This window comes from Pantoea sp. S-LA4 (assembly GCF_054482835.1).
Window position 1 is genome coordinate 2,003,631 of record NZ_JBTLRC010000002.1, and the last position, 13,329, is coordinate 2,016,959.

Consider the following 13,329-nt stretch of genomic DNA (forward strand, 5'->3'; position numbering starts at 1 on the left):
CTTATTTGTTAACGGAGTCCTTCATGTCAAGACGTCTCAGAAGAACCAAGATCGTAACAACCCTCGGCCCGGCTACCGATCGTGATAATAACCTCGAAAAAATCATCGCGGCTGGCGCTAACGTTGTTCGACTCAACTTCTCCCACGGCACGCCAGAAGATCACCAGCTACGTGCAGATAAAGTGCGCGAGATTGCGGCAAAACTGGGTCGCCATGTCGCGATCCTCGGTGACCTGCAGGGTCCAAAAATTCGCGTTTCTACCTTTAAAGAAGGCAAAGTTTTCCTCAACATCGGCGATCGTTTCCTGCTGGATGCCAGCCTGGGTAAAGGCGAAGGCGACAAAGAGCGCGTTGGTATCGACTATAAAGGTCTGCCAGCCGACGTCGTGCCTGGCGACATCCTGCTGCTGGATGATGGTCGCGTGCAGCTCAAAGTGCTGGAAGTGCAGGAGATGAAAGTGTTCACCGAAGTGACCGTCGGTGGACCGCTGTCGAACAATAAAGGGATTAACAAGCTCGGCGGCGGCTTGTCGGCTGAAGCGCTGACTGAAAAAGACAAAGCAGACATCATCACCGCGGCGAAAATCAAGGTCGACTATCTGGCGGTCTCGTTCCCACGCTGTGGCGAAGACATGAACTATGCGCGTCGTCTGGCCCGTGAAGCGGGTTGCGATGCCAAACTGGTGGCGAAAGTAGAACGTGCCGAAGCGGTGGCCAGTCAGGAAGCGATGGATGACATTATTCTCGCCTCTGATGTGGTGATGGTCGCGCGTGGCGATCTCGGCGTGGAAATTGGCGATCCGGAACTGGTCGGGATTCAGAAAGCCTTAATCCGTCGCGCCCGCCAGCTCAACCGCACCATCATCACCGCCACCCAGATGATGGAGTCGATGATTACCAACCCGATGCCGACCCGTGCAGAAGTCATGGACGTGGCCAACGCCGTGCTGGACGGAACCGATGCCGTGATGCTGTCGGCTGAAACCGCCGCCGGTCAGTATCCGGCAGAAACCGTTTCGGCGATGGCTAAAGTCTGCCTTGGCGCAGAGAAGATCCCCAGCGTTAACGTCTCGAAGCACCGTCTGGATGTGCAGTTCGACAACGTAGAAGAAGCGATTGCGATGTCGTCGATGTATGCCGCTAACCACCTGCAGGGTGTGACCGCCATCATCACTATGACGGAATCGGGCCGTACGCCGCTGATGACCTCCCGTATCACCTCCGGCCTGCCGATTTTCGCCATGTCACGTCATGAGCGCACCCTGAACCTGACCGCGCTCTATCGCGGTGTGACGCCGGTGTTCTTTGACAGCAACAACGACGGTGTGGCGGCCGCGCACGATGCGGTTAACCTGCTGCGTGATAAAGGCTTCCTGGTCTCAGGCGACCTGGTGATTGTTACTCAGGGCGACGTCATGGGCGCCACCGGCACCACCAATACCACTCGCGTGCTGCGCGTGGATTAATTGACACCGGGTTGAGATTGCCAGTGTAGAATAAAAGACGCGACTGCCTGCCAGTCGCGTTTTCTTTTCTGACAAGGAGGCCAGATGGCCCGTTTTCACCCCATCAGCCAGCTCACCGGCCGGGTATTGTTATTTCCTCTGGCATTAGTGTTATTCGAATTTGCTACCTACATTGCCCATGACATGATCCAGCCGGGTATGCTGATCGTCACGGCAGAATTTAACGTCGGCCCGGAATGGGTCTCTACCTCGCTGACCGCCTACCTGATTGGCGGCGTGGTGCTGCAATGGCTGCTGGGCCCGCTCTCCGATAAGTTTGGCCGCCGTCCGGTCATGCTGTTCGGTATCCTGTTTTTTGCTGCCGCCTGTCTGCTGACTAACTGGGTCAGCTCTATCGAAGAGTTTGTCAGCCTGCGCTTTGTGCAGGGGATCAGCCTGTGCTTTATCGGTGCGGTCGGCTATGCCGCAATTCAGGAGGCGTTTGATGAAGCGCTGGCGGTACGAATGATGGCGCTGATGGCCAACGTCGCGCTGCTGGCCCCGCTGGCCGGTCCGCTGGCGGGCGCCGCCTGGCTCACCGTCGGCAGCTGGCGCAGCATGTTCTGGCTGTTCGCTGCCTGTAGCCTGCTGGCCTTCGTTGTGCTGTGGCGAGTGATGCCGGAAACCGCCGGCGATCGCACTCATTCGATTGCGCTGCCGAATCTGGCGCGTAACTACGGTCGTCTGATGAAAGATCGGCTGGTGATGACGGGATCGTTCGCTATCGGCCTGGTATTTATCCCGATCCTCACCTGGGTGGCGCTGTCGCCGGTGATCCTGATGCATGACGAAGGGCTGTCGCGTATGCAGTATGCGTTGCTGCAGCTGCCGGTCTTCCTGGCGATGATCGCCGGTAATCTGACGCTGAGTAAGCTGGCTGGACGGGTGCCGATTGAGCAGCCGGTGAAGTTTGCCGCCTGGCCGATCCTTATCGGGCTGAGCCTGGCGCTGGTGGCGAGCCTGATGAACAGTCACGGCTATCTGCTGATTACCGCCGGGCTCAGCCTGTACGCCTTTGGCGCGGGCATGGTCAATGCCGGACTCTATCGCCTGACGCTTTACGCCAGCGATGAAGGCAAAGGCAGCGTGGCGGCGATGCTGGGAATGATCAGCATTCTGACGCTGGCTATCGGCATTGAACTGGCGAAAAGTGGCTACTTCAGTGGCGGCACGCTGTGGTTCTGTCTGATTAACTTTATCAGCGGTGTGCTGTGGTTTGGTCTGGTAATTGTGTTTATGCGGGAGCGCAAACGGCGCAGTAAGCTGGAAGCACTGTAAGAAAAAGGCCGCTTGCGCGGCCTTTTTGCTATTTGCGCGGGTAGAGTTCTTTGCGCGAATAGGGTTCGATATCGTCGCCTTTGCGCGTTTTCAGCAGCTTCAGTATCCAGGTGTACTGTTCCGGATGCGGGCGCACGAAAATTTCGACTTCTTCATTCATCCGGCGCGCCAGCTGATGGTCATCCGCTTCCAGCAGATCGTCCATCGGTGGCCGCACATAGATTTCCAGCTTATGCGTGTCGCTGTTATAGACCGGAAACAGCGGTACCACGCGGGCGCGGCACAGCTTCATCAAACGGCCCAGTGCCGGCAGCGTCGCTTTATAGGTGGCGAAAAAGTCCACGAACTCGCTGTGCTCCGGGCCATGATCCTGATCGGGCAGATAGTAGCCAAAGTAGCCCTGACGGATGGAACTGATAAAGGGTTTGATACCGTCATTGCGGGCATGTAACCGGCCGCCATAACGGCGACGCGCGGTGTTCCAGGCATAATCGAGCAGCGGATCGCTTTGGTTATGGAACATCGCGGCCATTTTCTGCCCTTCCGATGCCAGCAGCATCGCGGGGATATCCACTGCCCAGCCGTGTGGCACCAGAAAAATGACGTTCTGCTGCTCAGCCTGCATCTGATCGATAATCTCACGGCCATGCCACTCTACGCGCTCGCGAATACGGGCCGGATCGCGCAGCACTAACTCGGTCATCATTGCCATCGCCTGCGGTGCCGTGGCGAACATCTCGTCAACCAGCGCGGCACGCTGGGTCTCACTCAGTTCCGGCAGGCAATAGTAGAGATTGATCAGGGCACGACGACGTGCGCCTTTCGCCAGCTTGCCGGCAAAGCGGCCTAAACGACCCAGCAGCGGATCGCGCACTTTGGGCGGTAACATCGCCATACCGGCCAGTCCAGCAATCGCCAGCCAGCTTCCCCAGTATTTAGGTTTGAGAAATGAACGTTCAAAAACAGGAATAAATTCAGCGTTATTTTTTTTTCGGGTTTCCATGCACTCGCCTCAAGCAATGACCGGCTAATGATAGTGACGACGGGCAAATTTGCAATCATCGTGCGCCAGATAGAAAAAAACCGACGGGATTGCCGTCGGTTTCTGCGCGATTTGGCGAAATACGCTTATTTCAGCCCCAGCTGCGGCAGCCAGGATTTCACCTGCGCCATATACTGGCTGCGATCTTTGCCGGTCAGGCCTTCCATCCGCGGCAGCTTCGCCGTTAACGGGTTGACTGCCTGGTTGTTAATCCAGATTTCAAAGTGCAGATGCGGCCCGGTTGAGCGGCCGGTGTTGCCTGACAGCCCGATGCGATCGCCGCGTTTCACTTTTTGTCCCGGCTTCACCAGCACTTTCTTCATGTGCATGTAACGCGTCATATACTGACGACCGTGACGGATCGCCACGTAGTTACCGGCGGCCCCGCCGTTCTTCGCCACTACGATCTCCCCGTCGCCCACTGCCAGCACTGGCGTGCCGATCGGCAGCGCAAAGTCGACGCCTTTATGCGGCGCGATGCGTCCGGTCACCGGGTTGAGACGGCGCGGGTTGAAGTTAGAGGAGACGCGATACTGCTTCACGGTCGGGAAGCGCATGAAGCCGCGCGCCAGGCCGGAGCCGTTGCGATCGTAGAATTTGCCATCTTCAGCACGGAAGGCGTAGTAATCTTTACCTCCGCTGCGCAGGCGTACGCCCAGCAGCTGGCTCTGGGCGCTTTTGCCGTCGAGCATTTCACGTGACATTAACACGCTGAACTGATCGCCGGCCCGCAGCTTGCGGAAATCCATCTGCCATTGCATCGCTTTAATCACGCCGCTGGCTTCGGCACGGCTTAACCCGGCGCGCTGGGCACTGGCGGCAAAACTGCCGCGCACTTCGCCCTGCAGCACGCTGTTGCGCCACTCGCCCTTCTGCAACTCCGCGTCCATTTTAAAGCCACCTTTTGGGGTGCGCTCATAGGTACGGGTTTCGCGGCGGGAGATCTCCCAGCTCAGGGTTTTCAGGCTGCCATCGTCGGCCAGGGTCCAGCTCAGCTGCTGTCCGACCTGCAGGTTGCGTAAATCACGGTCGCTGACCACCAGCGAATTGATGTCGCCGATGTCGATGCCATACTGATTCAGCGCACTGCTCAGCGTATCGCCAGAGGAGACCGTATATTCATGAACGCCTGGGGTGTCAGGCACGCCGGTATCGACGTCGTCTGCAGGCAGCTCTTCGTCCGGCTCCGGTGTGCTTTGATCAATCGGCTCACTGGCTTCCGGCAGCAGCGTGCGGAGTTCGTTTTTATCCAGCTCGATGGTTTTGACGATAGGCGTCACATCATCGGTGGGGTGATAGACGTAAGGCCGCCAGACGGCGACGGCCAGTGTCACAACAGTTAAAGAACCCAGCATAACGCGGTGGGGGCGCGGCAAATTATTAAATGCGAGGGCGACAGAGCGGGCTATCTGCTGCACTTTTACCTATTCCTCATGCTCCATTCAGGCAGCTTGCATACTGGCTCGACAGCTGTGAGAGGAATTTCACGTAGCTATCTTTAGCTAAGCTGATGTCTGTTCCCAGCGGATCGAGCGTACCTTTACGCACCTGCGTTCCGCGGGCGACAGCATCGATGACTGCTGGCCTGAATTGTGGCTCAGCAAAGACGCAGACCGCCTTTTGCTCAACCAACTGTGTTCGTATCTGGTGTAAACGCTGAGCGCCCGGTTGAATCTCAGGATTGACGGTAAAATGCCCGGTGGGCGAGAGACCGTAGTGTTTTTCAAAGTACGTGTAAGCGTCGTGAAAAACGAAATATCCTTTATTTCTGACCGGCGCGAGTTGTGCGTTAACGCGTTTGTCCGTGTCCGCCAAAGTTACCTCAAACTGCTGGAGGTTGGCGTCAAGTTTGGCTTTATCTTGCGGCATAAGTTCCAATAATTTTTCATGGATTGCAACCGCGGTTTTCCGCGCTATCTCCGGCGACAACCAGAGGTGCATATTAAACTCGCCGTGATGATGGTGATGGGCATCGGCCTCTGCGGCTTCGGATTTTTCCGCTGTGTGTTCATCTTCATCTTCACCACCGCTAATCAATAGCGGTTTCACCCCATTGATATCGGCCATCGACAGATTTTTTTTAGCCGGCAGTTCAGCCACAGACTTCGCCATAAAGGCTTCCATTTCCGGCCCGACCCAAACAACTAAGTCCGCGTTTTTTAAGCGTTTTGCATCAGATGGGCGCAGGGCATAATCGTGCTCCGAGGCCCCGTCCGGCAGCAGAACATCGACCGGGGTCACGCCATCAGCAATGGCCGCCGCGATAAATCCGACCGGTTTCAGTGAAGCCACAACATTGGCGTGAGCAGGAAAGGTAAAAGAAGCTGTTGCGGAGAAAGCAGTTAAGGCGAAAAGTGCACCTTTTTTAATATGTAACATTATGCGTCATTCCATCGTGACCGGGTGATGGGATGTGATATTATAACATTCGAAATTCTGTGCAACCTGTAAATACTATGACCTCACTTGTTAGCCTCGAAAACGTTTCGATCAAATTTGACCAGCGCACGGTGTTGTCTGGCGTCAGCCTGGCGCTGCAGCCGGGCCGTATTCTGACGTTGCTGGGTCCCAACGGCGCGGGAAAGTCGACACTGGTGCGCGTGGTGCTGGGATTATTAGCCCCGACCAGCGGTACGCTCCGGCGTGATGCTGGGCTGCGCATCGGTTATGTGCCGCAAAAACTGCACATCGATCCAACGCTGCCGGTGACGGTAGAACGCTTTATGCGTTTATCGCGCGGCAGTAAAAGCGCGGAAATTCTGCCAGCGCTTAAACGCGTCCAGGCGGGTCACCTGCTCAATGCGCCTTTGCAAAAACTCTCCGGCGGTGAAACCCAGCGGGTATTGCTGGCGCGCGCCCTGCTCAACCAGCCGCAGCTGCTGGTGCTGGATGAGCCGACCCAGGGCGTGGATGTTAACGGTCAGGTGGCGCTGTACGATCTGATCGATCAGCTACGCCATGAACTGAACTGCGGCGTGCTGATGGTTTCTCACGATCTGCATCTGGTGATGGCCAAAACCGATGAGGTGCTGTGCCTTAATCACCACATCTGCTGTTCCGGTACGCCGGAAGCGGTGTCGCAACATCCCGAATTTATCGCCATGTTTGGTCCTCGCGGCGCGCAACAGCTGGCGATTTACCGTCACCACCATAATCACCGTCACGACCTTCAGGGACGCATTGTTTTACGCAAAGGACAGGGTTCATCATGATTGAGTTGTTACTACCGGGCTGGATAGGCGGCGTGATGTTAGCGCTGGCTGCAGGCCCGCTGGGGTCGTTTGTAGTCTGGCGCAAAATGTCCTACTTCGGCGATACGCTGGCCCATGCCTCACTGCTCGGCGTCGCCTTTGGCCTGCTGTTCAACGTTAACCCCTATTACGCCGTGATCCTGGTGACGGTCTGTCTGGCGCTGGGCCTGGTCTGGCTGGAGCGACGTCCGCATCTGGCGATCGATACGCTGCTCGGCATCATGGCGCACAGCGCGCTGTCGCTGGGTCTGGTGGTGGTCAGCCTGATGAAGAACGTGCGGGTTGACCTGATGGCCTATCTGTTTGGCGATTTGCTGGCGGTCACGCCGGACGATCTCTGGATGATGGGTGGCGGCGTGGTGGTGGTGTTACTGGTGATGGCGTGGCAGTGGCGTTCGCTGTTGTCGATGACCATCAGCCCGGAGCTGGCACAGGTGGATGGCGTCAATATTCAGCGAACCCGGTTGATTCTGATGCTGGTCACCGCGCTGACGATTGGGGTGGCGATGAAGTTCGTGGGTGCGCTGATCATTACGTCACTGCTGATCATCCCGGCCGCCACCGCACGTCGTTTTGTCCGTTCCCCCGAAGGGATGGCTGGCGTGGCGGTGGTTATCGGCGTGCTCGCCGTTACCGGCGGCCTGACCTTCTCGGCCTTTTATGACACGCCCGCCGGTCCATCGGTGGTGTTGTGCGCCGCCATCCTGTTTATCTTCAGCATGGTGCGTAAACCGGCGGTCTGATCAGACTTCGCGGGTGATACCGAAATGACGATACGCATGCTGCGTGGCCATCCGGCCGCGCGGTGTGCGCTGAATGAACCCCTGCTGGATCAAAAACGGCTCGATCACATCTTCAATGGTTTCACGCTCTTCGCCAATGGCCGCCGCCAGGTTATCCAGCCCGACCGGTCCGCCCATGAACTTATCAATAATCGCCAGCAGCAGCTTGCGGTCCATGTAATCGAACCCTTCACTGTCGACGTTCAGCATATCAAGGGCGCTGGAAGAAACCTCACCGCTCAGCTCACCGTTAGCGCGCACTTCGGCGAAGTCACGTACCCGGCGCAGCAGACGGTTGGCGATACGCGGCGTTCCGCGGGCGCGACGGGCGATCTCTAACGCCCCTTCTTCACTCAGCGCCAGCCCCAGACAGGCGGCACTGCGGCCGACGATGTGCTGCAGATCTTTCACCTGATAGAACTCCAGCCGCTGCACAATGCCAAAGCGATCGCGTAACGGCGAGGTGAGTGAACCGGCGCGGGTGGTGGCACCAATCAGGGTAAAGGGTGGCAGATCGAGCTTAATCGAGCGGGCCGCCGGGCCTTCACCAATCATGATGTCCAGCTGGTAATCTTCCATCGCCGGATAGAGCACTTCCTCTACCACCGGTGACAGACGATGGATCTCATCAATAAACAGCACGTCGTGCGGTTCAAGGTTAGTCAGCATCGCCGCCAGGTCGCCCGCTTTCTCCAGCACCGGACCGGAGGTGGTGCGCAGGTTCACGCCCATCTCATTGGCGACGATGTTCGCCAGGGTGGTTTTCCCGAGCCCCGGCGGACCAAAGATCAGCAGATGATCCAGCGCATCGCCGCGCAGCTGGGCTGCCTTGATGAAAATCTCCATCTGCTCACGCACCTGCGGCTGACCCACATACTCGGTCAGCATCTTCGGGCGAATGGCGCGATCGAGACTCTCTTCTTCGTTAACGCTTACAGCAGAGACCAGGCGGTCGGCTTCTATCATGACTTACCTCAAATGGCGGCGCGTAGCGCTTCGCGGATCAGGGTTTCGCAATCCGCATCCGGTCGACCGACTTTACTGATCATACGACTGGCTTCCTGCGGTTTATAACCCAGCGACACCAGCGCTGCAACCGCTTCGGCTTCCGCATCATTGGTTTCCGGTTCCGCGTTCGGCGTGGTCAGCGTAAAGGCAGAATCACCGCCAAACAGATCGCCATGCATCCCTTTAAAGCGGTCCTTCATCTCAACCACCAGACGCTCAGCGGTCTTCTTGCCCACGCCCGGCAGTTTCACCAGCGAGGCGATCTCCTCTTTCTCGACCGCGGTGACAAACTGCTGCGCCGACATGCCGGAGAGGATCGCTAACGCCAGTTTCGGGCCGACGCCATTCACCTTAATCAACTCACGAAACAGCGCTCGCTCCTGTTTGCTGTTGAAGCCAAACAGCAGCTGCGCATCTTCGCGCACCACGAAGTGGGTAAAAATCACCGCTTCATGATTCAGTTCAGGTAACTCATAGAAACAGGTCATGGGCATATGGACTTCATAGCCTACGCCGTGCGCCTCAAGCAGCACCAGCGGCGGCTGCTTCTCCAGAATATTGCCCCGTAAACGACCTATCACCTGAATACTTCCTTAACTAACGAATGTGGCGGATTTTATAACATAAAAAAGGCTGGATGAATATCCAGCCTGCGGGGGAGCGCTGCGACAGTGCGCTTAACCCGATCGTAAACGCCCGCGGGTCAGCACCAGCTTGCTGTCGCTCATCCGCGCGGCATTCTGCGACACATGGCAATGGGTAATCGCGATGGCCAGCGCATCGGCGGCATCCGCCTGCGGGTTGGCCGGCAGTTTCAGCAGGGTTCGCACCATGTGCTGCACCTGGCTTTTCTCGGCGCTGCCGATGCCGACCACCGTCTGTTTCACCTGACGCGCGGCGTACTCGAATACCGGCAGATCGTGGTTGACCGCCGCGACAATAGCCGCGCCGCGCGCCTGTCCCAGTTTCAGCGCGGAATCCGCATTCTTCGCCATAAACACCTGTTCGATGGCGAAGTAATCGGGCGAAAACTGGGTGATGATTTCACAGACGCCCGCATAAATCAGCTTCAGGCGGGCGGGCAGCTCTGTGGTGTTGGTGCGGATACAGCCGCTGCCCAGGTAGGTGAGCTGGCGGCCAGTCTGACGAATGACACCATAACCGGTGATGCGCGAACCGGGATCGATACCCAGAATAATCGACATTACGCCTCTCCGGTTAAGGGATTGCGGCTCAGCGCCATTACAGCGTTTCCGCCACCTCGTCGGAGATCTCACCGTTGTGATAGACCTCCTGCACATCGTCGCAATCTTCCAGCATGTCGATCAGACGCAGCAGTTTGGGAGCGGTTTCCGCATCCATTTCGGCTTTGGTGGTCGGGATCATCGCCACTTCTGCGGTATCCGCTTTCAGACCATGTGCTTCCAGTGCATCACGCACCGTGCCCATCTCTTCCCAGGCGGTGAAGACATCAATTGCGCCGTCGTCATAGGTGACCACGTCTTCTGCACCCGCTTCCAGTGCCGCTTCCATTACCGCATCTTCATCCTGACCTGGCGCATAGGAGATCACGCCTTTCTTGTTAAACAGGTAAGCCACGGAGCCGTCGGTGCCAAGATTGCCGCCGGTTTTGGTGAAGGCATGACGCACTTCGCCAACGGTACGATTACGGTTGTCGCTCAGGCATTCGATCATGATGGCGGAGCCGCCTGGACCGTAACCTTCATAAATGATGGTTTCCATGTTGGCGTTGTCATCGCCACCCACACCGCGCGCGATGGCGCGATCCATGGTGTCGCGAGTCATGTTGTTCGCCAGCGCTTTATCCATTGCTGCACGCAGACGCGGGTTTGAACCCGGATCGCCGCCGCCCAGCTTGGCCGCTGTCACCAGTTCACGAATGATCTTGGTGAAGATTTTACCGCGCTTAGCATCCTGCGCCGCCTTACGGTGTTTGGTGTTTGCCCACTTACTGTGTCCTGCCATTTTAAATTTTCTCCGATCTTTTACAGGGTGCAGGCTATCCTGGCTGCGAGCTTGTTCGCTGCCCTTCTCGCAACGCCGATACCAGAGTATGCGGGTCAGGTTGCGCTGGCGGTGAACAACCTTGCGGCGCCGATTACGCCTGACTGTTCAATAGGTTGGTGTAGTCCTGTTAAAACTCACCAGATTCATAAAATTTAATCGATTCGCCGCCGGAAAAATGCGCGGCAGCAGCAATTCAGGTAAATTCTTCAATCGCCTGGCGATTACTCCAGGACTTGGTGAGTGCCGCAGCCTCCGCCGGTCGCAGCCAGCGAAACGCCAGATGCTCGGTCAGCGTGATATCACGCTCTGCTGGCAATCGCAGCCGGAACCAGTGCTCGTGATTATGGGTGACACCGGGTGCATAACGATGGCGATAGTGCGGAAAGATTTCAAAGTCGATCTGACGCTGACAATCTTCCATCTCCAGCCGCTCGGCCAGCACGTCGATGCCCAACTCTTCGCCCACTTCACGCACCGCGGCCGTCAGCGGCGACTCACCGGCTTCAAGGCTGCCGGTGACCGACTGCCAGAAGGCCGGATCGTCCTGCCGCTGCAGCATTAACACCCGGCCTGTGTCGCGCGCCATTATGACCACCAGCACCGAAACCGGGTGTTTATAGCCCATTATTTATTCTCAGGCTTTTCTTTTTTGACTACCTGAATGCCCAGCTCCAGCAGCGAGGCGGGATTCGCTTCGCTTGGGGCTTCGGTCATCAGGCAGGCTGCGGCGGTGGTTTTCGGGAACGCAATCACGTCACGAATATTATCGGTACCGGTCAGCAGCATGGTCAGGCGATCCAGACCAAACGCCAGGCCAGCGTGTGGCGGCGTACCGAACTTCAGCGCATCCAGCAGGAAGCCAAACTTCTCACGCTGCTCATGCTCTTCAATACCCAGAATGCTGAACACCGTCTGCTGCATTTTGCCGTTGTGGATACGTACGGAACCGCCACCCACTTCATAACCGTTGATCACCATGTCATAGGCATTCGCCACGGCACGGGTCGGATCGGCAGCCAGTTCCTCTGCGCTCATCTCTTTCGGCGCAGTGAACGGATGGTGCATCGCCGCCAGGCCGCCCTCTTCGTCCTCTTCGAACATCGGGAAATCGATGACCCACAGCGGTGCCCAGGCTTTCTCATCGGTGATGCTGAGATCGCGGCCCACTTTCAGACGCAGCGCGCCCAGCGCGTCAGCCACCACTTTGGCGCGATCGGCACCAAAGAAGATGATGTCGCCATCCTGAGCGCCAGTGCGGCTCAGAATGCCTTCCACGATCTCCGCATTCAGGAACTTAGCTACCGGGCTCTGCACGCCTTCCAGACCGTCGGCGCGCACGTTAACTTTCATCCATGCCAGACCTTTGGCACCGTAAATTTCGACGAACTTGCCATATTCATCAATCTGCTTACGGCTCAGCTGCGCACCGGTCGGCACGCGCAAGGCGGCCACACGGCCTTTTGCATCGTTGGCCGGGCCAGAGAAGACCTGGAATTCGACGTTTTTCAGCAGATCGCCGACGTCCACCAGCTCCATCGGGTTGCGCAGATCTGGCTTATCGGAACCGTAGCGATGCATCGCTTCAGCGAAGGTCATCTGCGGGAATTCACCGAGATCCACACCCTGCACGTCCAGCCACAGATTGCGGATTAAACGCTCCATCACTTCACGCACCTGTGGCGCGGTCATGAAGGAGGTTTCGACGTCGATCTGAGTAAATTCTGGCTGACGGTCAGCACGCAAATCTTCGTCACGGAAACATTTAACGATCTGGTAGTAGCGATCGAAGCCCGACATCATCAGCAGCTGTTTGAACAGCTGTGGCGATTGCGGCAGCGCATAGAACTTGCCTTTATGCACCCGGCTCGGCACCAGATAGTCGCGTGCGCCTTCCGGCGTCGCTTTGGTCAGCATCGGGGTTTCAATATCGAGGAAACCTTCATCATCCATAAAACGACGCACGAAGCTGGTAATTTTCGCGCGGGTTTTCAGACGGGTCACCATCTCCGGGCGACGCAGGTCCAGATAGCGGTATTTGAGGCGCGCTTCTTCACTGTTGGTCTGGTTTGCATCCAGCGGCAGCGGCTCAGAACGGTTGATGATGTTCAGCGCATGGGCAAATACTTCGACTTCCCCGGTCGCCATCTCGCTGTTTTTATTCTTATCGTCACGGGCACGCACGGTACCGGTGATCTGGATACAAAATTCGTTACGCAGTTCAGAAGCCAGCTTAAACGCGTCCTGACGATCGGGATCAAAGAACACCTGCACGATGCCTTCACGGTCGCGCATATCGATAAAAATCAGGCTTCCCAGATCGCGACGGCGGTTTACCCAGCCGCAAAGAGTGACTTGCTGACCCACATGAGACAGATTGAGCTGTCCGCAATATTCTGTACGCATAACGCTATCCTTTTAACTTCGCCGCTGCAGCT

13 protein-coding genes are annotated in these 13,329 nt (G+C 57.2%); 4 read left to right on the top strand and 9 right to left on the bottom strand.

The genetic code is table 11. The features are described 5' to 3' along the window. Nucleotides 1–23: 23 nt before the first annotated feature. On the top strand, nucleotides 24–1,466 hold the full coding sequence (gene pyk / locus ACX3P5_RS10255) for a pyruvate kinase (protein ID WP_233987944.1): 1,443 nt from the start codon (nucleotides 24–26) through the stop codon (nucleotides 1,464–1,466). An 84-nt stretch (nucleotides 1,467–1,550) separates the two neighbouring features. Continuing rightward, on the top strand, nucleotides 1,551–2,783 hold the full coding sequence (locus ACX3P5_RS10260; protein WP_233987943.1) for an MFS transporter: 1,233 nt from the start codon (nucleotides 1,551–1,553) through the stop codon (nucleotides 2,781–2,783). A 28-nt stretch (nucleotides 2,784–2,811) separates the two neighbouring features. Here ACX3P5_RS10260 and lpxM read toward each other — a convergent pair whose 3' ends face one another. The 3 genes from lpxM to znuA form a co-directional block, all read right to left on the bottom strand. Further along, nucleotides 2,812–3,786, bottom strand: coding sequence for a lauroyl-Kdo(2)-lipid IV(A) myristoyltransferase (gene lpxM / locus ACX3P5_RS10265; RefSeq protein WP_233987942.1), 975 nt, complete (start codon nucleotides 3,784–3,786; stop codon nucleotides 2,812–2,814). A gap of 125 nt (nucleotides 3,787–3,911) precedes the next feature. Then, entirely contained in the window at nucleotides 3,912–5,243 is a 1,332-nt protein-coding gene (gene mepM, locus ACX3P5_RS10270; RefSeq protein ID WP_233987941.1) for a murein DD-endopeptidase MepM, read from the bottom strand. 13 nt (nucleotides 5,244–5,256) lie between these two features. After that, on the bottom strand, nucleotides 5,257–6,204 hold the full coding sequence (gene znuA / locus ACX3P5_RS10275) for a zinc ABC transporter substrate-binding protein ZnuA (protein ID WP_233987940.1): 948 nt from the start codon (nucleotides 6,202–6,204) through the stop codon (nucleotides 5,257–5,259). Nucleotides 6,205–6,281: 77 nt separating this feature from the next. Between znuA and znuC the strand changes: the two genes are divergently transcribed. Continuing rightward, on the top strand, nucleotides 6,282–7,037 hold the full coding sequence (znuC, locus tag ACX3P5_RS10280; protein WP_336755439.1) for a zinc ABC transporter ATP-binding protein ZnuC: 756 nt from the start codon (nucleotides 6,282–6,284) through the stop codon (nucleotides 7,035–7,037). Continuing rightward, on the top strand, nucleotides 7,034–7,819 hold the full coding sequence (gene znuB / locus ACX3P5_RS10285) for a zinc ABC transporter permease subunit ZnuB (protein WP_336755441.1): 786 nt from the start codon (nucleotides 7,034–7,036) through the stop codon (nucleotides 7,817–7,819). Before znuC ends, znuB begins: the two co-directional genes overlap by 4 nt. Here the strand turns inward: znuB and ruvB are convergent, their stop codons facing one another. The 6 genes from ruvB to aspS all read right to left on the bottom strand — a co-directional run bounded on the left by ruvB (nucleotide 7,820) and on the right by aspS (nucleotide 13,297). Next, nucleotides 7,820–8,824 (bottom strand): Holliday junction branch migration DNA helicase RuvB, encoded by a 1,005-nt coding sequence (gene ruvB / locus ACX3P5_RS10290; protein WP_233987937.1) that lies wholly within the window; start codon nucleotides 8,822–8,824, stop codon nucleotides 7,820–7,822. Nucleotides 8,825–8,832: 8 nt separating this feature from the next. Beyond that, nucleotides 8,833–9,447: a Holliday junction branch migration protein RuvA gene (ruvA, locus tag ACX3P5_RS10295; RefSeq protein ID WP_031377445.1), complete on the bottom strand. Its 615-nt coding sequence runs from the start codon at nucleotides 9,445–9,447 to the stop codon at nucleotides 8,833–8,835. Nucleotides 9,448–9,543: 96 nt separating this feature from the next. Then, a complete protein-coding gene (gene ruvC / locus ACX3P5_RS10300; protein WP_031377446.1) occupies nucleotides 9,544–10,071 on the bottom strand; it encodes a crossover junction endodeoxyribonuclease RuvC in 528 nt (175 codons plus the stop codon). A 37-nt stretch (nucleotides 10,072–10,108) separates the two neighbouring features. Beyond that, nucleotides 10,109–10,852, bottom strand: a complete 744-nt coding sequence (locus tag ACX3P5_RS10305) for a YebC/PmpR family DNA-binding transcriptional regulator (protein WP_233987936.1) — start codon at nucleotides 10,850–10,852, stop codon at nucleotides 10,109–10,111. 235 nt (nucleotides 10,853–11,087) lie between these two features. Continuing rightward, nucleotides 11,088–11,519, bottom strand: a complete 432-nt coding sequence (gene nudB / locus ACX3P5_RS10310; RefSeq protein ID WP_233987935.1) for a dihydroneopterin triphosphate diphosphatase — start codon at nucleotides 11,517–11,519, stop codon at nucleotides 11,088–11,090. Then, on the bottom strand, nucleotides 11,519–13,297 hold the full coding sequence (aspS, locus tag ACX3P5_RS10315; protein ID WP_336755445.1) for an aspartate--tRNA ligase: 1,779 nt from the start codon (nucleotides 13,295–13,297) through the stop codon (nucleotides 11,519–11,521). Before aspS ends, nudB begins: the two co-directional genes overlap by 1 nt. Nucleotides 13,298–13,329 lie beyond the last annotated feature (32 nt).